The organism is Flavobacterium sp. CR10 (assembly GCF_055814415.1).
This window is the reverse complement of record NZ_CP185985.1, coordinates 5,251,945-5,269,386: the sequence shown is the minus strand read 5'-3', so window position 1 is coordinate 5,269,386 and position 17,442 is coordinate 5,251,945. Positions and strand designations below refer to the sequence as shown.

Here is a 17,442-nt window from a genome sequence, read left to right as displayed (position 1 = left end):
AATGTAAAAATTGTTTTTTCGGCTGGATTGAAATAAAATTATTTATATTTATCAAACACTAAAAATGGTTTTGATTTTTAATAACGATCAGTTTAAAATACCCCTTATGAAAAAGCTCCTAATACTATTAATTGTTTTATGCACTGTCAGCTGTAAAAAATACGTTGTCTCGTTTGAACAGCCAACCAATATGAAATTGGACAACTTAAAACTAGAAGTATTTCTGGATAAAGAAAAACTAAAAGAAATTAACTTAAAAGCAACAGAAGCGCTCCCGACTTACGAAACGATAAGCTTGTCAACATCTGGCGAAGGAAAACATTTGCTTCAGGTTAAAGCAAAAGATACAACCTTTAGTTTTGAAGTAAAATATCCCGAAGAGAAATATATCAGGATTATAACTAATTTAAAAGCTAATGGAAAGATTCATGTTGGGATCTTAAAACAGAATTATAAATACAAGTCTTAATGCTATTTGAGGCTAATTTTTAACCGCAAAGGCACAAAGATAAACGCAAAGTTCGCAAAGCAATTTATACATAGCTTTGCGAACTTTGTTTTTAACTGAAAGTTATTTTAAAATACTTAGCGTACTTAGCGGTAAAATCAGGATAAGAAATCCTTAAACCATAATCCAGAGTTTTTTATAGTTCGTTTTTGGGTTTCAAAATCCACATGGATTAGTCCGAATCGGGCGTTATAACCTTCGGCCCATTCAAAATTATCAGTCAGACTCCATACGAAATAGCCTTCTACATTTAAGCCTTCTTCTTTGGCACGTAATATCTGTTCTAAATTATCTTGAATAAAATGGGTTCGTTTTATATCATGAACTTTTCCGTTTTGAACGGTGTCTGGAAAAGCGGCTCCGTTTTCGGTGATGATTATTTTTTTGATTCCGTCATATTCATTAAACTTCTTAAGAATATGATACATTGCCGGCGGATAAACTTCCCAACCCATATCAGTCGAAATCACATTTCTTTTTTCGGCACTTATCAGTTCAGCGCCAATGTAGGGAGTTAAAATAGATGATTTTACCACCTCACGAGTATAGCATTGTAATCCGATGAAATCAAAATCGAAAGTGAGATTGTTTAAATCGTCTTCAAGGATATAATTATTCAATTTTTTTAGAACCGGAAGCTCTTTCTGCGGATAACCTAATCCTAAAATGGGTTCTATAAAAGTTCTGTTCAATAAAGTATCAACACGTTTTGCAGCTTCAATATCTTTTGCGTTTTCTGTTGCAGGTTCAATGTGCGTACATGAAAACGTGGTTCCGATGTTGGCATCTGGAATTCGTTCGCGAATTATTTTGGCTCCAGCTGAAGTTGCCAGAGTAACGTGGTGCATCGCTTTAAGATAATTGGTGATTCCTTTTTTTCCAGGTGCATGAATGCCTAAAAAATAACCTGCTCCAGTAAAGACGGAAGGTTCGTTTATCACCATCCAGTTTTTAACGCGATCGCCAAAATATTGTACGCAGACTTCGACATATTCTTTAAACCAAGAAACCGATTCGCGGTTTGTCCAGCCTCCTTTTACTTCAAGTTCGTGAGGTAAGTCCCAATGATAGAGTGTTATCCAAGGTTCTATTCCAGAGGCCAGAAGTGAATCTATAATTTTGTTGTAATAATCGATGCCTGCTTGATTGATAGGATGAACGCCAGTCGGCATAATTCTAGGCCAGCTGATAGAAAATCTAAAATTCGGAATATTTAATTCCTTGATTAAATTAATATCGTCCTGATAGCAGTTGTAAAAATCACAAGCAGTTATGGCATGATGTCCGTTTTTGATTTTTCCTTTTTGAGAAGTAAAAACATCCCAAATAGAAGAACCTTTTCCATCAGAATCATGCGCTCCTTCAATTTGGAAAGCGGCGGTTGAGACACCCCACAAGAAATCTTTACCAAATTGGTTTCTATTCAAAAATGAGCTTTCAATTTTATTCATTCAATACTGCTTTCCTTTATTTATAATGGTTTATTAATGTAGGAAAGAAGATTGCATTGCTCTTAAAAAAAGCCATTCTTTGAATGATATTAGGAATTTTAGATTAAAGAATTTCATAACTATTAGTTTTATATCAAATTAAGAAAACTAATGTGAAATTATTGTAAAGTGATTATTATCAAATGATTAAATTGTTTTGTAAGAAGTGAGGAAAAAGGAAAATAATAATTAAAAAGAATAAAAGGGAGCAATCTTTGGATGTTCCCTTTTTTAGCTGATTAAAGTTAATTATCCTCTGGAGGAGGGGGAGGAGGCACTTTGTCATCTGGGCCGTCTGCGCTTGCACCCGTTAGAGGTGTTTCTTTTGCAACTTTTGTTTTCGCTCCAGTAGTTTCCGAATCATCGGCCGTACAAGAATAAGTGGCAAAACTCAATAAGATAAGCATGCCAAATAGTAGTTGTTTTTTCATTTTTTATAAAATTAAATGGTTATGAATATTTTTTTTAAAGCAGTAATAATTATTTAAGATGCAATACTATACTCCAATTTTACAATTCAATTTATCTAAAATCTTTGTACAATCACCAATTTTTGGTAGGACATGCTTTAAATGGAAATACTTAAAAGGGGACTCTCATTTAAATCCAATTACTTTTTAGGAGATGATGGCACAATTATGGGATCATCATCTGGATCAGTTGCTATTAGAATAAGTCGTAAAACTTAAATGCTGAATAAAAGTAATTTTTTAATGTTAAAGTAATTTAGATTAAGCAATTGTTGCTTGAATTATTTTTTTGGTGGCGGAAGATTGATTGGGTCATCACCAGGGCCATCTGGTTCACTTGCTTGTCCTTCAGAGAGTACTCTCTCTTTTTTGGTTTCAGTTTTTAATCCGTTTGTTTCTGTTTCGTCGGAAGTGCAAGAAAAAGCTGTAAAGCTAAACAATGCAAACAGACCGAAGACGATTAGTTTTTTCATTTTCTTATAAAATTAAATAGGTTATTAATATATCTAAAATACACTTAATTTGTTATTTGTGTAAAAAAAAAATGATTTTTAATGGTAAAATGAGATTTATGTAAAATATTCGTAAAATCATGAAATTTCTTATAATTATTTACTTTTAATTTAGCATTATTGAATTAAATTAATAAAAAACAAAGAAATCATGAAAAGTAGAAAAATATTATTCGTATTAGCCTTAAGCGCGGGAATGTTCGTAACCTCTTGTAGTAACGACGATAATGAAGGAGAAACAATAGTTCCAATTCAGGGGAAATATAATCTAAGCAAAACGGGAACAATTGTTAATGGTCAAGAAGTTTTAGTTGATGCTCCACAAAACCAAAGTGGATGTCCTGGAGATTATTTAGACTTAAGATTAAGTAATGCAGCAGTTATTGGTGATTATAATGGCTCTGATTGTGCTTTAACAGAAACTACTGGTACTTATGTAAGATCGCATAATGATTTGACTATTACTGTTGGTAACGTAAGTTCAACTAGTGATATCATGAACCTTACCAACAAAGAACTAAAAATTAAAGACAAAACAACAGGTATAATTACGGTTTATACTAGATAAAATTTGTTTTGAGATAATTTCAATTTCGTTTGAAATGAAAAACGGAAACCGCTTATTTGCAGTTTCCGTTTTTTTATGAATTTGGAGTTTGAAATTTAGAAATTGGAATTTAAAATTCTTATTCTACCGGAATATAAATATCAAAAGAAGCTCCTTTATTCTGAATGCCAGAAGCTGTAATGATTCCGTTATGGTTTTCTACAATTTTTTTCACAATTGCCAATCCAATTCCGGTTCCATTGTAACGGTCTCTCCCGTGAAGACGCTGAAAAACTTCAAATATTTTTTTGTTGTACTGAGCTTCAAAACCGATTCCGTTATCAGAAACTTCTATATGGCAATATTTCTTGGCAGGAATAAGTTTTTCATTTTCTAAATCTTTTCCTAAAGCACATTTACTTTTAATTTTTATTACAATTGGAATGTCAGGATTTGAAAATTTTAAAGAATTACTGATGAGGTTGTATAGCAATTGCTTGAATTGAAACGGAATAATTTCAACTTCACAGGTTTGCTCAATTTCGATTACAGCACTTTTTTGTTCTAATTCTTCGGTTAAATCTTCTTTTACTTCATGTACAATTTGTGCAAGATCTGTTTTAATAAAAATACGTTCTTGGGCATTTGTTCTTGAATAAGCCAATAAATCATTAATTAAAGTTTGCATTCGCTGTGCGGCGTTCTGCATTCTTTTAAATTTATCTTTTCCGTTTTCGGATAAACGTTCAGCTTCTTTCTCAATAATCTGAGAAGCAAAAGTCTGTATTTTTCTAAGTGGTTCCTGCAAATCATGACTCGAAATATAAGCAAATGACTGGAGCTCTTTGTTCATTTCTTCCAACTCATTGTTTTTCTGCTCGAGCTCGAGTGCATTCATTTTTAATTTATCATCAGCCTTTTTTCTTTCGGTTAAGTCATGGGTAACTTTTGAAAAACCAATGACATCGCCTTTTTTATTATGTACAGCCGTAATAACCACACTTGCCCAGAATAAACTTCCGTCTTTACGTGCACGCCAACCTTCATGAATCACTTTTCCTTTTTCTCTTGCTAGCGTTAAAAGTTTCTCTGGCAGTTTGTTTTTCTGATCTTCTTTGGTATAGAAAATAGCAAAATATTTTCCGATAATTTCGTCTGATTTGTAGCCTTTAATCTTTTCAGCTCCTACATTCCAGTTTTCTACAATACCATTAGAATTCAAGTAGAGAATTGAATATTCTTGAACTTCTTCGACCATTAAATGATAACGTTCTTCACTTTTACGAAGTGATTCATTAATCTGAATTAATTCTCTAGTTCTCGCTGTAACCTGTTGTTCAAGTTCGTGCGTAAAAGCTTTTTCGGTATGAATATCGGTAAAGGCACCTACCCATTTTACAATTTTATTATCGAGTCCTAAAACGGGTTCGCCAATAACGGTATGCCATCTGTACGAACCGTCTTTTCTGCGCATTCTTACATCGCAGCGGTACATTTCTCCTGTCGCAAGCGCATGCTGCCAGATTTTGACATTTTCATCAAAATCATCTGGGTGAATCATTTTCTGCCATGATCCTTCAACTCCTGGTTCGATGCCAGTATATTCTAGCCATCTTCCCGAAGTGAAAAGAGCATTTCCATCGGCATCAGTTTCCCAGATTAATTGCGGAATACTCTCGGTAAGAGAACGGAATCTTTTCTCGCTTTCTTCGATTTTTTTTCTAGCTTCGACTTTTTCTGTAACATCAATAAGTGTCATTCTAATTCCAGAAATCGAATTATCGCTTTCGCGAAGCGGTGCAAATTCAAAATCTACATAAAACTGATTGCCGGTTTTTTCATTGTCAATAAAAAGTAAAGATTCAGATTCTGAATAGACATTTCCAGATTCGTAAACTTTTTTGAGTAAATCAGCATATTTCTGTTTTTTGAGCTCCGGAAATATTTCTAATATTTTTTTTCCTTGAACTTGGCTTTCTTCTTTTTTCCAGATATTCTTCAAAAGCACAAAATTGGCCATTTCAATAACAAAATCATTTCCTCGCAAAATAGCTTTTGGAACAGGCGATTGCATAATAAGATTGCGAAGTTTCTTTTCGCTCTCTTCAATTTTCTGATTGTATTTTTTTTCTTCAGTAATATCTCGAATGGTACCGATTAGTTTTTCAGGTTCATGATTTTCATCATAAAAAACTTTTCCTTTTCCTTCAATCCAGTGTATTGATTGGTCTTTCCAAATTACACGGACTTCATAATTTAAGAAACCTGTACTTAAAGCTTCCTTAAAACCTTTATTTCTAATATGTAAATCATCAGGATGAAGATGAGCCAATAATTCTTCGTGGGTTAATGTCACTTCTTCCTTATAACCGCCAAGAATTTCAAGATATCTCTGAGAATAAGTTGGGATTCTAGTTTTAACATTCAATTCCCATGTACCCAATTCGCTGGCTTCAACTACAATTTTGAGGCGTTCCTCATTTAATTCAATTTTTTTTCTAGCTTCTACTTTTTCAGTGACTTCAGTAGCTGTTACTAAAATTCCAGAAATGTTTCCGTTTTCTTCTTTTAATGGGTGGTAAAGAAAATCAAAATAAGAAGTTTCTATTTTTCCATATCGGTTTAAAGGAACAGGAACTTCAATTCCATGAAAAGGAATTCCGGTATTTAAAACATTGTCCAATAAAGCGCTTACGGTTTCTTTAACTTCTGGAAGAGAATCGTACAATGGTCTGCCAACAAAAGTTTGCTCTTCTTTGTCTACCAATTTTAGATAAGCCTCGTTGGCCATTTCTACAATATATTCTGATCCTCGAAGAATCGTAATTCCAACAGGAGCTTGTCTTACAGTGTCGCGGAAACGCTTGTCGCTTTCCTCGATTTTTTGTTTGGTTAAATATAAATCAGTTATTTCAACCCCAGTATTCATTACGCCATATACATTCCCGTAGTTATCATAAAGTGGCGTAAAGCTGTAGTCAAAATAAGAGGTTTTTAGAACGTTGTCTACAATAAGATTAATTTTTGAATTTTTTGAATGAAAGGGTATTCCTGTTTTGTATACCATTTCTACTTGTTCAAAAATCGGTTCATCCTTTAATTCTGGTAGAATTTCGGTGTATGTTTTTCCAATCACATCGGGACCTTTTCCCCAAATTTTAATTATGGAATCGTTTGCCAATTCAATGCGCATTTCTTTTCCGACATAAACCGCAATCGGAAAAGGGGCATTTTCAACCAGCTGTCTTATCTTTTGTTCGCTTTCTTCTACTTTTGAACGCGCCAAAACCTGAGCCGTAACTTCTGTAGCAATTGCTGCAACGCCCGAAATAGTCCCGTCAGGTTCACGCAAAGCTTCGTAAACAAAATTGATATACGTATTTTCAGTTTGTCCATTTCGATTTAATTGGACAAATAATTCGTCTGTGGTAATTTTTTTTCCGTCTGTAAAAACGTTGTGAAGAATTTCATCAAAGCCTTGTTTTTTTAATCCTGGCAGAACTTCAAAAATAGGTTTATTTATAACATTTTCTTCTTTTGCTTCCCAAAGCTGCAGCATTTGTTCGTTGACAATTTCAACAACATGATTTTTGCCTCTAAAAATGCACATTGCCACCGGAGCTTGCATAATATTATTGACAAATCGTGCATTGCTTTCCTGTAAAGCATCTGCGACAATTTTCTTTTCGGTAGTTTCGATAACGGTAACCAAAATTCCGCCAATAGAACCGTCTTCTATTTTTATCGGACTATACGAAAAATCAAAAAAGCAATCTTCGGTATAGCCATTTCGGTGAAGAGGCACTTTAAAATCAGGAAAACTTACGGCATGTCCTTTCATAACATCGGCAAACATTGGACCTATAGTATCCCATATTTCGCTAAATGTTTCTCGGGAACTTCTGCCTAATGCTTCAGGATGCTTAGAAACGCCAAGAATTGGACGAAAAGCATCATTATACAATTGCGTATAATTTTCTCCCCAAGCAATGTACATTCCAAACGGATTGCCAAGTATCATTGCCGTCATGGTTTTTAAACTTTGCGGCCAATTTTCTGGATTGCCCAAAGAGGTTTTGCTCCAATCTGCAGAACGAATTAAATCTCCCATTTCACCTTCTTGGGAAATAAAATAATGTTCCTTTTTTTTGCGGTTCATTTCCAAAGAAGATTAAGGTTGCAATATGAAATTGGCTCTTTCGGGCTGTTTGAAATTATTTTCCGGTGCAATGGTCAATGCTTTTGCTATTACACTTTTGAGTTTGGTAAAGTCACCAGGTTTTCGAATATAATAAGAAGCACCTTTTTGATATAGTTTGTTTACGATTTCATTATCCAGTGAAGTTGAGAAAATGACAATGGGCAGATTTTCTAACCTTTCGTCATTCTTTATTTCATCCAAACATTCCAAACCATTTTTTAAAGGCATATTCAGATCTAAAAAAAGAACATCAGGTAGATTTAAAACATTATTTTTTAAATAATTCATTACTTGCACTCCATCATTTACAGTTAAAAGATCAGTGCATACAGCTATTTCATCGAGAGCTTCTTTAAAGAAAAGGCAGTCGTCTTCGTCATCGTCAGCCAGTAAAAGATGGTAATGCTCTTTACTCATTTGTAGTCTCCTATATTTTACGGTTTAGTTTATCTGGATAAATTTAACTTTTTTCGCTAAGATTTTCTGTTTTTTTGTGAAGAATGTTTTTTAAAAGTCGAAAAAAAGGTCTTTTTGAATCTGTTTTTTGTTTCTAAGACAATTTTATTTTAATAATAGCGTTCTAGTATTTTCTAACGGTTTTTTCGTCAGAAAATTATTTTTGAGATTTCGCTTTTTTTCCAAAAAAGGAAAAGCAAAACACTCTGAATCCTTTTGAAATCTCACTTTTTCAATTCCAAATTCTCTATTTTTATTGTTTACCGTATCCAAAAAGTGTAAAATAATTACACACTCTTTTTTGTGCCTATTTTTCTAAACGGCTCTATACCAGTTTAGAACTGTATTGGCATGCCGCTTGTAAATTGTGTTTATGTCAAAATCTTTGATGTGTCCGTTTTTTGAAAGGAAAAGATTTTACTAAAAGCCAATTTAAGGAAATTAAAAAAGGAGTATAAGCATGAAAAGCGAAACAATTATCTCAGAACAATTTTATGCGAACAGCAGTTCAGCAATCAGCGAAAAAACAATAAACGGTTCCTTTTTCGGAACAAAACAAAAATCACAAAAAGTATTTGTAGAAAGACCAACAAGTCCGTTCGGGTTGGCAGTTCTTATCGGAACTTTTTTATTACTGCTAGCAGGCGTTGGTGCAGTATATCTATTGCAAGATGATTTTGAACAATTTCATTTTGAAAGAATTGCTTCGACTTGGGGATTACCATTTTTAATCCTTACAACAATTTTATTCTTCTATCAGGCAGGAGTTTTCTTGTATAGCTCTTTCTTGTATTTAAGATACAAAGCAATTCCATCAGTATCAGACGATTTGTTGCCAACTTGTACGATTATCGTTCCGGCTTATAATGAAGGAAAATTAGTTTGGGACACCTTATTGAGTCTTGCAGACAGCGATTATCCAGCAGAAAAATTACAGCTACTTGCAATTGATGATGGAAGTAAAGACGATACTTGGTACTGGATGCAGGAAGCAAAAGCAAAACTGGGAGATCGTGTTACGATTTTTCAGCAGTCAAAAAATCAAGGAAAACGTCAGGCATTATACAGAGGATTTAAATTAGGAACTGGAGAAATCTTTGTAACAGTAGACAGTGATTCTATTGTGAAAAAAGATACTTTAAGAAACTTGGTTAGTCCGTTTGTGGTAAACAAAAAATGTGGTGCAGTTGCAGGAAACGTTCAAGTTTTGAACAACAAAAAAGCAATTTTGCCAAAAATGCTGAATGTAAGTTTTGTAATGAGTTTCGAATTCCAACGTTCTGCAGAAAGCGAGTTAGGTTCTGTATTATGTACGCCAGGCGCTTTGGCAGCGTACAAAAGAGATGCTGTATTTAATTGTCTTCCAGAGTGGATCAACCAGACTTTTATGGGAGAGCCATCAGATATTGGAGAAGATCGCGCTTTGACTAATATGATTTTGAAACAAGGTTTTGAAGTTAAATTTCAAAGAAACGCAGTGGTATTGACAAATGTTCCTGAAGAATACAAAGGTCTTTACAAAATGTTCATCAGATGGGCGAGAAGTAACGTTCGTGAGAACCTTATGATGGCGAAATATGTTTTTACAGATTTCAGAAAAGAATCAAAATTTGGACCTAGAATGCTGTTTTTAAATCAGTTTTTCAAAATTGCAATGACGTATCCATTTATTTTGTTCATGTTTTATTTTATTGCGGTTCACCCAGTATTATTTTTGAGTTCAACATTAATGGCAATTTTAATCTTTTCAAGTTTTTCAATGCTATTTTACGCAAAAAGATATACACTTTCAGAATCATTCTGGGCTTATTCATACAGTGTTTTTTACACTTTCAGTTTATTCTGGATTGCGCCTTATGCTATTGCAACTGCCAACAAAAAAGGTTGGTTGACAAGAGGCTTATAAACAAGTACACTATTCATTCTATATATAAAACTCCACCCAAGAGAATTACCCGTTGCGAACATTTGCAACGGGTTTTTTGATTTAAAGAAAGATAACCAGTACAACCAACGTTCCATAGGAACGTCTCATCGGTAGAAAACAAATGGTGATCATCCAATTACGTTCCGTAGGAACGTTTCGTCGGTAGAATTAAAATGTGGATTGTGGTTACACGTTCCATAGGAACGTTTGATCGGTAAAAAATTCATGACAATCAAACGTTCCTACAGAACGTAAAACAATGATGTCAATCTAAATTTCTACCGATGAAATGTTCCTACGGAACATATAAAATTGCAACGTGAAATTGCTTCTAATTTTATGTGTTTTTATTTTGAATCCAAAGCAGCAATAATCTGTCTTTTCATTGTTGTATTAATATAGTCTAAAGCCTCAGCATAAGAAATTGAATATTTTCTTTCTATATTTTGAAAATGCTCTGGAAAACTGCTTAAAATTTTATCATAGTAAATATTCAGCTGTATTTCTGAAGGCATTTCATATTTCAGACGAAGCTGAAATCTTCTCAATAAAGCACTGTCAATTATTTCGTAATGATTGGTAGCACAAACCAATAAACTATCAGAAGGAAAATAATCAAAAAGTTGGATTATTGTGTTTACCAAACGTCTCATTTCGCCGACATCTTTATCATCGCTGTCTCGGCTTTTTCCGATCTGGTCAAATTCGTCTAAAAATAAAACCGCTCTTTCTCTAATGGCTTTATCAAAAATGGTTTTCAGATTTTTAGAAGTTTCACCAATTCTCGAATCAACAACAGTGCTGAGGTTTACAATAATAATTTTTTTGTCTAATGCATTGGCAATCGCTTTTGCCGTTGTTGTTTTACCGCAGCCAGAACTTCCGTGCAGTAAAATCTTATTGTCAACTTTAAGATTGTATTTTTCTAATTCTTCGATATATTGATGCTCTTTGATAATCTGAAGCAAAGCCGCTTTATTTTCATCGCTAAAAAACAAATCGTCTAAAGCAATTTTTTCAGTATCAATTACAGTAAGATCATTCAGGTTCATCTGCTCATTATTTGCTGCAAAATTAAGTTTTATTCTGCAATGTTTTCGTTCCAGATTTCTTTTCCTAAAAAGCGGTTTCCGAATATCGAAGTGCCAATTCGAACCATATTCGAACCTTCCGCGATAGCAAGTTCCAAATCCTGAGACATTCCCATAGAAAGTTTCAGATCTTGTAAACCTTCAATTCCTTCCGAATAAATTTCATCGCGAATAGTTCTTAAAAGCCGCAGTGACGGAATCATTTTTTCTTTTTCAACATCTAAAAGTCCAATGGTCATTAAACCTTTAATATTCAAGGTCTCGTAAGTTTTTATTTTTTTAATGAAAGATAAAACGTCTTCTGGAGCTAGACCAAATTTGCTTTCTTCATAAGACGTATTGACTTGCACAAAAACATCTAATTTTCGGTTTTGATTTTGAAGTTGTTTCTGCAGTTCATCAGCCAGATTTATTCGATCTAGAGATTGAATGCAAGTAGCATATTTCAAAACATCTTTTACTTTGTTGGTTTGAAGATGTCCAATAAAATGGCGTTCGATTGGAAGATTTTTCAAAATATCATTTTTATCCCGCAATTCCTGCATTTTGTTTTCGCCCATTAAAGTTTCGCCAGCCTCAATTGCGATTCGAATTTTTTCTGCAGGAACCGTTTTAGTTGCCAATAAAAGCTGAACATCAGAAGAATTTCTTCCAGCCATTTTACAGGCATTTTCGATACGCTGATGCACTTTAATTAAATTAAAAATAATTTCGTTTTTCATACTGCAAAACTATACCTAAACGGCAAAATTCTGCTGGACCAGTATATTTCAAAAAATGAAAAAACTGGATGATTTGACACTACGAAAACCAATATAAATTTGCATAGAAAAAAACTCAGAACCTTAGTAACTTAGAACCTTAGCATCTTAAAAAGAAATGAAAATAGCAGTTTGGGATACCTACGTAACCCGCAAAGACGGAAAAATTATGCACTTTGATATTTTGGTAGATGAAAATGTTAACGATGCAGAGCAGGTATATGAATACGGTAAAAAATATCTAAAAAGTGTAGCGCAAGAAGGACAGACTTTATCTTCTAAAGAATGCCGTTTCTGTCACATTGATAAAGCGCCGATTGAAGTTGAAAATCAGATTCGGGCAAATGGGTTTTCTATTATTGAAATGGAGAATTGCAATTAAATTAATTTGCAAGACTGATAACTAGAAAGGCTTCGACTCCGCTCAGCCAGACAATCTTCATGTCACCCTGAGCGAAGTCGAAGGGCTTTTTATAGCAATTTTGAAAGTACGCTTATTCCTTCCTCCATTTGTTTTTCTGAGAGTGAAGCATATCCTAGACGAAAACCTTTGATAGTCTCATCAAAACTAAATCGGTTTGGGCTCATAATCTGAATGCCTTGCGATTTTAGCTTTTCAAAAACTTCAAGAACATTAATTTCTTCTTTTGGAACAATCCAAAATGCAAGTCCGCCTTCAGGTTTTGTAAAGGTGATTTTATCTTTCAGATATTGATTTAGCAGACTTTCAAAATAATCTCTTTTGTTTTTGTAAACCAAATTGGCTTTTTTGAGATGACGCTTTATTTTCCCTTCATTGATGAGGTTCAAAATCGCTTCTTCCATAATATTATCGCCTTGTACATCTATTATTTTTCTATGGTTTCCGATTTTCTGAATGTTTTCATGAGAACTCGCCAGATATCCAATACGAAGCGCAGGAGCAACAATTTTGCTGAAAGTGCCAATATAAATATAGTTTTTCAAAACCGAATAACTGCAAATCGGAAGTATTGGGCGCTGTCCAAAATGAAATTCATTATCGTAATCGTCTTCAATAATTGTAAAATTATATTGATTAGAAAGTTCAATCAGTTTTAATCTCTTTTTTAAAGAAAGCGTTACCGTGGTCGGAAATTGATGATGAGGTGTAACGTAAATTGCTTTTATGCCTGAATGTTTTTCAAGATATTTTTCTAATTGATCGATATCCAATCCGTCCCAGTTTACATTTACAGGAAGTAATGTTGCGCCTGCATTTTCAAAAGCTTCCCAAGCAGGTTTGTAACCCGGATTTTCGACCAAAACAAAATCGCCAGATTTTAAAATGCAATGTGAAGCCAAATACATCGCCATCTGGCTTCCGCGCGTAATACAGATTTGATCTTTAGAAATACTCATGCCACGTTTAAAATTCAACATTTGAGCAATCGATTTTCTAAACTCCAAATTTCCCAATTCGGTGCTATAACCCATAATCTGCCAGCGCGATTTTCGGCTGAACAATTCTCGATACGCTCTTGCCAGATCATTCATAGGTGCAAGACGGCTATCGGGAAGTCCGTCATCAAAAACTAAAAAACTTTTAGGTTCTTCTATTTTAATTTTTTGGTCTTTTTTGTTTTCTGCAGCATGATTGATTTGCGGAAGTGACTGTGTTACAAAAGTTCCTTTTCGATCAATTGTTATGAGCCAGCCTTCGGCAATTAAAACATCCAAAGCTTCCACAACCGTATTTCGGTTTACTTTCAATAATTCGGCGAGTTGTCTGCTTCCTGGTAATGCATTGCCACTTACCAATTTTCCAGTTTTTATGGCATCTATTACAGCATCGGCAATTTGCAGGTAAATGGCTTTATCTGATTTTTTATCAAGCTGAATTTCTAATGGCCACGGTCTAAGCATCTGGACTGTTTTTGTTGGGTAAATGAATGTATTTTGCTAGTCCAAAAATACAATAATTATCATTAGAGTATTTTTAATAGTATAGTGGCGAAAAAAATAAGCCTCAAATTCAGTACTTTAAATAGCTTTTGTTATTTTTAAAAATGAAAATTTAAAATCATAACAATGAATGATCTGCTTCGGAAATTTTTAGAACAATTCAATAGATTTAAGCCTTCAGATATTGATCTAATTATTGAAAACACAACAATCGAATTTTTTAAAAAAGGCGATTTTGTAGTTACAGAAGGACAGATTAGCGATAAATGTTATTTGGTTTTAAAAGGCTGTTTAAGAAAATTCAAAATGATTGATGGAGTCGAAAAAACCTCGGGCTTTTTTATAGAAGAAATGCCTTTAGTGATCTATTCGAGCTATCTAGACGGAAAACCTTCTGAATTTAACATCCAATGTCTTGAAGATACTATTTTAGTGAGTGGCACTCGAGAAAAAGAATTAGAAATGCAGTTAAAAAGCTCAATATTGGAGCATATAACTTCGTTGATCATGGTTTCAGATTATCGAAAAGCAGAACGTTATATTGCTTTGCTAAACAATTACAATCCAGAAGAACGTTATCTGAAATTCATGAAATCGAATCCTAATTTTTTAAATCGAATACCGCTCGTTCATATTGCCAGTTACTTAAGTATTACGCCCGAATCATTGAGCAGAATTAGAAAAAGGATAGTTCAGAAATGAGTTTGTTTTTACAGCTAAAACGTAATTATCGCGAATCTGTTTTATCCGCGTTCGCTTTTATATTTAAAATAAAATCCAGTGCAAATAATTCCGATTACAATTTCGGATATTGCCGCATTTAGAATTGTTGGACTTGGAATTCCATCGACAATTATGGCATATAAGCGAGAAAATCCGTAAGCAAAATACAGTAAAATCGCCGTTTGCAGAGAAATTTTTGTAAATGAAGATTTGAATGCTCCCGTAACAATTACAATTCCAAATACAATCAGCGTTCCTCCCGAAGAACGGATTTCGCTCAACAGACTAAAATTATTTTCGTTAAGATAAATACCTGCCGAAGCTTCAAAAGTAATCGGAAAAAATAAAAGCGCGATACCAATCGAAAAACCAATAAGTCCGACAATAAAAAGTAAAATTTTAAGATAGATTGATGATTTCATAAAAATGTATTTTGAGTTTTAGGTTAATAATTCTCAAATGTAATGGCTATTAAAAAGTTAAGACCTTGACTTAAGATAAGAAAAGAAGAAGCGCATTTTTTTTATTTAAGAAATTTTGAGTTAAAAAAAGAAAGTCTGAAAAACTCAATTTTAGATTTAAAGAAATTGGCTACGTCATTTTTTTGAAATTTAATAAAAATACAATTTTAACGTAACAAGAAGTTGTTTTGGAGATTTTAGAAAATTCATTTTATTTTAATTGTGAATTTTATTTATGTTTAAAAAACAAGCTGATTTTATTGGTGAAATTAGAATTTCTTTAAACTAAATCTGCTGTTAAAATTAAGTTTTATCAGAAATGCAAGTCTCTGAGACTAAGAACAAATTAGGATTATTAACGGAATTTATTAAGTTTGTTGCGAATTATTCAATCTCCATAAACTGCCATCATTGCCAAATTCCATCTTAAATCAGGATCAGATTTTAATCGATCGTCTTCGCGGCGGCGATGAATTGGCATTGACAGAATTGTATAATACATTTTGGCAGGCACTTTTTATGTCAGCGTATAATGTCATTAAAGACAAAGAATTGTGTGAAGATATTATTCAGGATATTTTCATGAATATCTGGCACAATCGCGAAAAAATCAAAATCCATATTTCGCTAAAAGGGTATATGTATGCCTGTGCGCGATATCAGGTTTTTAATCACCTGAGAAAAAATAAAGACAAAGTTCATGTCGAACTTTTTGATGATTTAGAAAAACGTTTCTTATCTACAACTCCAGAAACACAGTTAATGCACGACGAATTGGTGCAACAGCTGAATTTAATAATCGAATCGCTTCCAGAAAAATGCCAGGCAGTTTATAAACTAAGCCGTGAAGAACAGCTGAGTCATAAAGAAATTGCCGAACGGCTTAATATTTCTACAAAAACAGTCGAAAACCACATTACCAAAGCATTGCACACCATTCGTTCTTCGATGGGCGAAAGCATGAGTATGGCAATGATTTTGTGGCTCTCAAAAAATATCTTTTAGCGGAATTAAAAATGCAGTGATTTGGGTTGATGGTGTGTGGTTTTTCTTCTTTTTTAATTCTTTTTCAAAAAAAAATCAAAAAAAATGCAATTTGGACTAGGGGGTATATTCCTTTTTGGTTACTTATCTCATATACTCCCGAAATAATAAAATAAAAAATGAAAAAAGAGGATTTCTTACTGTTATTAAATAGATATCTTTCCGGTGATACCAATCTCGAGGAGAATAATAAATTATTGAATTATTATGAAAGTTTCCAAACCGATAAGGATTGGGACGAAACTTTAGGATCTAAAGATGAACTCGAATTTAAGATGAGAACGCGTCTTCAAAATGCCATTCAATCTGAAGAATCTAAAATAATATCAATTCAGCCATTTTATACCAAAACATCTTTCAAATTGATTGCCATGGCGGCATCATTATTATTGCTGATTTCAATTTCATTAATAATAAATAAAACAAATCCCCTTAAGATTGAAACTCCGCAAGTAGCGCACAAAGAAATTTTGATCGGAAGTGATAAAGCAACTCTGACTCTTGAAGACGGTTCTGTTATCGAATTAGAAAAAGGAAAATCATATACAAAAGGAAATGCTTCTAGTAACGGAGAAAAATTAATTTACAATTCAAACGGAAAATCTGCAGCAATTGCCAACAACCTTTTGACGATTCCGAGAGGCGGACAGTTTTTTGTACAGTTAGCCGATAGCACCAAAGTCTGGCTGAATTCTGAATCGCAATTAAAATATCCAGTTGCTTTTGTTGACGGCCAGACCAGACAAGTAGAATTGGTTTATGGAGAAGCTTATTTTGAAGTTTCGCCAAGCACCAAACATAAAGGTTCAAGATTTAAAGTGAAAACTCAAGAACAGAATGTCGAGGTTATTGGTACCGAATTTAATATTAAGGCCTACAGAGATGAACCTGCCATTTATACGACTTTGGTACAAGGAGTTGTTGCTGTTAGCAATGCTGCTAAAAAGCAAATTCTGACTCCAAGCCAGCAATCTAAAATTACAGAGTACAACGGAAATATTAGTGTTTCTGAAGTAGATGTCTACAATGAGATTTCTTGGAGAAAAGGATTGTTTGTATTCAAAGGAATGCCTTTAAAAGATATTGCGAGAGTACTGTCAAGATGGTACGATGTTGATATTGTATTTGCAGATCCAGCGCTTGGCAATGTCAAGTTTAATGGGGTTTTAAATAAGAATCAGAAATTAGAAGACATATTAACCACGATCAAGAATATCAATTTTATTAATGCCTATGAAAAGAAAGACAATAAAATTATAATCAAATAAAAAAGAAAAGGGATTAAAGTTTAGACCTCTCACCGTACTGCGCTTTATCCCTTTCTGTGT

Annotated in this window: 16 protein-coding genes; 7 read left to right on the top strand and 9 right to left on the bottom strand. The window is 33.5% G+C overall.

Annotated elements, in window-relative coordinates:
• Nucleotides 1–106: 106 nt before the first annotated feature.
• A complete protein-coding gene (locus ACNRYB_RS22070) occupies nt 107–469 on the top strand; it encodes a hypothetical protein (RefSeq protein WP_473728767.1) in 363 nt (120 codons plus the stop codon).
• Nucleotides 470–606: 137 nt separating this feature from the next.
• Here ACNRYB_RS22070 and ACNRYB_RS22065 read toward each other — a convergent pair whose 3' ends face one another.
• The 3 genes from ACNRYB_RS22065 to ACNRYB_RS22055 all read right to left on the bottom strand — a co-directional run bounded on the left by ACNRYB_RS22065 (nt 607) and on the right by ACNRYB_RS22055 (nt 2,941).
• On the bottom strand, nt 607–1,959 hold the full coding sequence (locus tag ACNRYB_RS22065) for a GH1 family beta-glucosidase (protein WP_129745347.1): 1,353 nt from the start codon (nt 1,957–1,959) through the stop codon (nt 607–609).
• A gap of 284 nt (nt 1,960–2,243) precedes the next feature.
• Nucleotides 2,244–2,429, bottom strand: coding sequence for a hypothetical protein (locus tag ACNRYB_RS22060; RefSeq protein WP_129745348.1), 186 nt, complete (start codon nt 2,427–2,429; stop codon nt 2,244–2,246).
• 320 nt (nt 2,430–2,749) lie between these two features.
• Entirely contained in the window at nt 2,750–2,941 is a 192-nt protein-coding gene (locus ACNRYB_RS22055) for a hypothetical protein (protein WP_129745350.1), read from the bottom strand.
• Nucleotides 2,942–3,131: 190 nt separating this feature from the next.
• Between ACNRYB_RS22055 and ACNRYB_RS22050 the strand changes: the two genes are divergently transcribed.
• The gene (locus ACNRYB_RS22050; RefSeq protein WP_129745352.1) at nt 3,132–3,548 is read left to right on the top strand and encodes a lipocalin family protein; all 417 of its coding nucleotides are present in this window, start codon (nt 3,132–3,134) and stop codon (nt 3,546–3,548) included.
• A gap of 118 nt (nt 3,549–3,666) precedes the next feature.
• On the opposite strand, the gene ACNRYB_RS22045 is transcribed toward ACNRYB_RS22050, so the two are convergent.
• Both ACNRYB_RS22045 and ACNRYB_RS22040 read right to left on the bottom strand, forming a co-directional pair.
• A complete protein-coding gene (locus ACNRYB_RS22045) occupies nt 3,667–7,686 on the bottom strand; it encodes a PAS domain S-box protein (protein WP_473728766.1) in 4,020 nt (1,339 codons plus the stop codon).
• A gap of 12 nt (nt 7,687–7,698) precedes the next feature.
• Nucleotides 7,699–8,145, bottom strand: a complete 447-nt coding sequence (locus ACNRYB_RS22040) for a response regulator (protein ID WP_473728765.1) — start codon at nt 8,143–8,145, stop codon at nt 7,699–7,701.
• Nucleotides 8,146–8,644: 499 nt separating this feature from the next.
• On the opposite strand from ACNRYB_RS22040, the gene ACNRYB_RS22035 reads away from it, so the two are divergent.
• Nucleotides 8,645–10,090, top strand: coding sequence for a glycosyltransferase family 2 protein (locus ACNRYB_RS22035; protein ID WP_473728764.1), 1,446 nt, complete (start codon nt 8,645–8,647; stop codon nt 10,088–10,090).
• Nucleotides 10,091–10,458: 368 nt separating this feature from the next.
• Here ACNRYB_RS22035 and ACNRYB_RS22030 read toward each other — a convergent pair whose 3' ends face one another.
• Nucleotides 10,459–11,163 (bottom strand): AAA family ATPase, encoded by a 705-nt coding sequence (locus tag ACNRYB_RS22030; RefSeq protein WP_473728763.1) that lies wholly within the window; start codon nt 11,161–11,163, stop codon nt 10,459–10,461.
• Between the two features lie 29 nt (nt 11,164–11,192).
• Nucleotides 11,193–11,924 carry a YggS family pyridoxal phosphate-dependent enzyme gene (locus tag ACNRYB_RS22025; protein ID WP_129745362.1) on the bottom strand — a complete coding sequence of 244 codons (732 nt, stop codon included), beginning with the start codon at nt 11,922–11,924 and terminating at the stop codon, nt 11,193–11,195.
• Nucleotides 11,925–12,081: 157 nt separating this feature from the next.
• Between ACNRYB_RS22025 and ACNRYB_RS22020 the strand changes: the two genes are divergently transcribed.
• Nucleotides 12,082–12,345 carry a DUF2024 family protein gene (locus tag ACNRYB_RS22020; RefSeq protein ID WP_008468331.1) on the top strand — a complete coding sequence of 88 codons (264 nt, stop codon included), beginning with the start codon at nt 12,082–12,084 and terminating at the stop codon, nt 12,343–12,345.
• A gap of 89 nt (nt 12,346–12,434) precedes the next feature.
• Here ACNRYB_RS22020 and pdxR read toward each other — a convergent pair whose 3' ends face one another.
• A complete protein-coding gene (gene pdxR, locus ACNRYB_RS22015; RefSeq protein WP_473728762.1) occupies nt 12,435–13,847 on the bottom strand; it encodes a MocR-like pyridoxine biosynthesis transcription factor PdxR in 1,413 nt (470 codons plus the stop codon).
• Nucleotides 13,848–14,012: 165 nt separating this feature from the next.
• On the opposite strand from pdxR, the gene ACNRYB_RS22010 reads away from it, so the two are divergent.
• Nucleotides 14,013–14,588 (top strand): Crp/Fnr family transcriptional regulator, encoded by a 576-nt coding sequence (locus ACNRYB_RS22010; RefSeq protein WP_129745366.1) that lies wholly within the window; start codon nt 14,013–14,015, stop codon nt 14,586–14,588.
• A gap of 41 nt (nt 14,589–14,629) precedes the next feature.
• Here the strand turns inward: ACNRYB_RS22010 and ACNRYB_RS22005 are convergent, their stop codons facing one another.
• Nucleotides 14,630–15,031, bottom strand: coding sequence for a DUF4345 domain-containing protein (locus ACNRYB_RS22005; RefSeq protein ID WP_473728761.1), 402 nt, complete (start codon nt 15,029–15,031; stop codon nt 14,630–14,632).
• Nucleotides 15,032–15,481: 450 nt separating this feature from the next.
• Between ACNRYB_RS22005 and ACNRYB_RS22000 the strand changes: the two genes are divergently transcribed.
• Both ACNRYB_RS22000 and ACNRYB_RS21995 read left to right on the top strand, forming a co-directional pair.
• The gene (locus tag ACNRYB_RS22000) at nt 15,482–16,075 is read left to right on the top strand and encodes an RNA polymerase sigma factor (protein WP_473728760.1); all 594 of its coding nucleotides are present in this window, start codon (nt 15,482–15,484) and stop codon (nt 16,073–16,075) included.
• A 158-nt stretch (nt 16,076–16,233) separates the two neighbouring features.
• Nucleotides 16,234–17,382 (top strand): FecR family protein, encoded by a 1,149-nt coding sequence (locus tag ACNRYB_RS21995; RefSeq protein ID WP_343707373.1) that lies wholly within the window; start codon nt 16,234–16,236, stop codon nt 17,380–17,382.
• Nucleotides 17,383–17,442 lie beyond the last annotated feature (60 nt).

Bases quoted from the DNA above. Each gene is read 5' to 3' on its own strand.
- ACNRYB_RS22070 (WP_473728767.1), top strand. From the start codon at position 107: ATGAAAAAGCTCCTAATACTATTAATTGTTTTATGCACTGTCAGCTGT.
- ACNRYB_RS22065 (WP_129745347.1), bottom strand. From the start codon at position 1,959: ATGAATAAAATTGAAAGCTCATTTTTGAATAGAAACCAATTTGGTAAA.
- ACNRYB_RS22060 (WP_129745348.1), bottom strand. From the start codon at position 2,429: ATGAAAAAACAACTACTATTTGGCATGCTTATCTTATTGAGTTTTGCC.
- ACNRYB_RS22055 (WP_129745350.1), bottom strand. From the start codon at position 2,941: ATGAAAAAACTAATCGTCTTCGGTCTGTTTGCATTGTTTAGCTTTACA.
- ACNRYB_RS22050 (WP_129745352.1), top strand. From the start codon at position 3,132: ATGAAAAGTAGAAAAATATTATTCGTATTAGCCTTAAGCGCGGGAATG.
- ACNRYB_RS22045 (WP_473728766.1), bottom strand. From the start codon at position 7,686: ATGAACCGCAAAAAAAAGGAACATTATTTTATTTCCCAAGAAGGTGAA.
- ACNRYB_RS22040 (WP_473728765.1), bottom strand. From the start codon at position 8,145: ATGAGTAAAGAGCATTACCATCTTTTACTGGCTGACGATGACGAAGAC.
- ACNRYB_RS22035 (WP_473728764.1), top strand. From the start codon at position 8,645: ATGAAAAGCGAAACAATTATCTCAGAACAATTTTATGCGAACAGCAGT.
- ACNRYB_RS22030 (WP_473728763.1), bottom strand. From the start codon at position 11,163: ATGAACCTGAATGATCTTACTGTAATTGATACTGAAAAAATTGCTTTA.
- ACNRYB_RS22025 (WP_129745362.1), bottom strand. From the start codon at position 11,924: ATGAAAAACGAAATTATTTTTAATTTAATTAAAGTGCATCAGCGTATC.
- ACNRYB_RS22020 (WP_008468331.1), top strand. From the start codon at position 12,082: ATGAAAATAGCAGTTTGGGATACCTACGTAACCCGCAAAGACGGAAAA.
- pdxR (WP_473728762.1), bottom strand. From the start codon at position 13,847: ATGCTTAGACCGTGGCCATTAGAAATTCAGCTTGATAAAAAATCAGAT.
- ACNRYB_RS22010 (WP_129745366.1), top strand. From the start codon at position 14,013: ATGAATGATCTGCTTCGGAAATTTTTAGAACAATTCAATAGATTTAAG.
- ACNRYB_RS22005 (WP_473728761.1), bottom strand. From the start codon at position 15,031: ATGAAATCATCAATCTATCTTAAAATTTTACTTTTTATTGTCGGACTT.
- ACNRYB_RS21995 (WP_343707373.1), top strand. From the start codon at position 16,234: ATGAAAAAAGAGGATTTCTTACTGTTATTAAATAGATATCTTTCCGGT.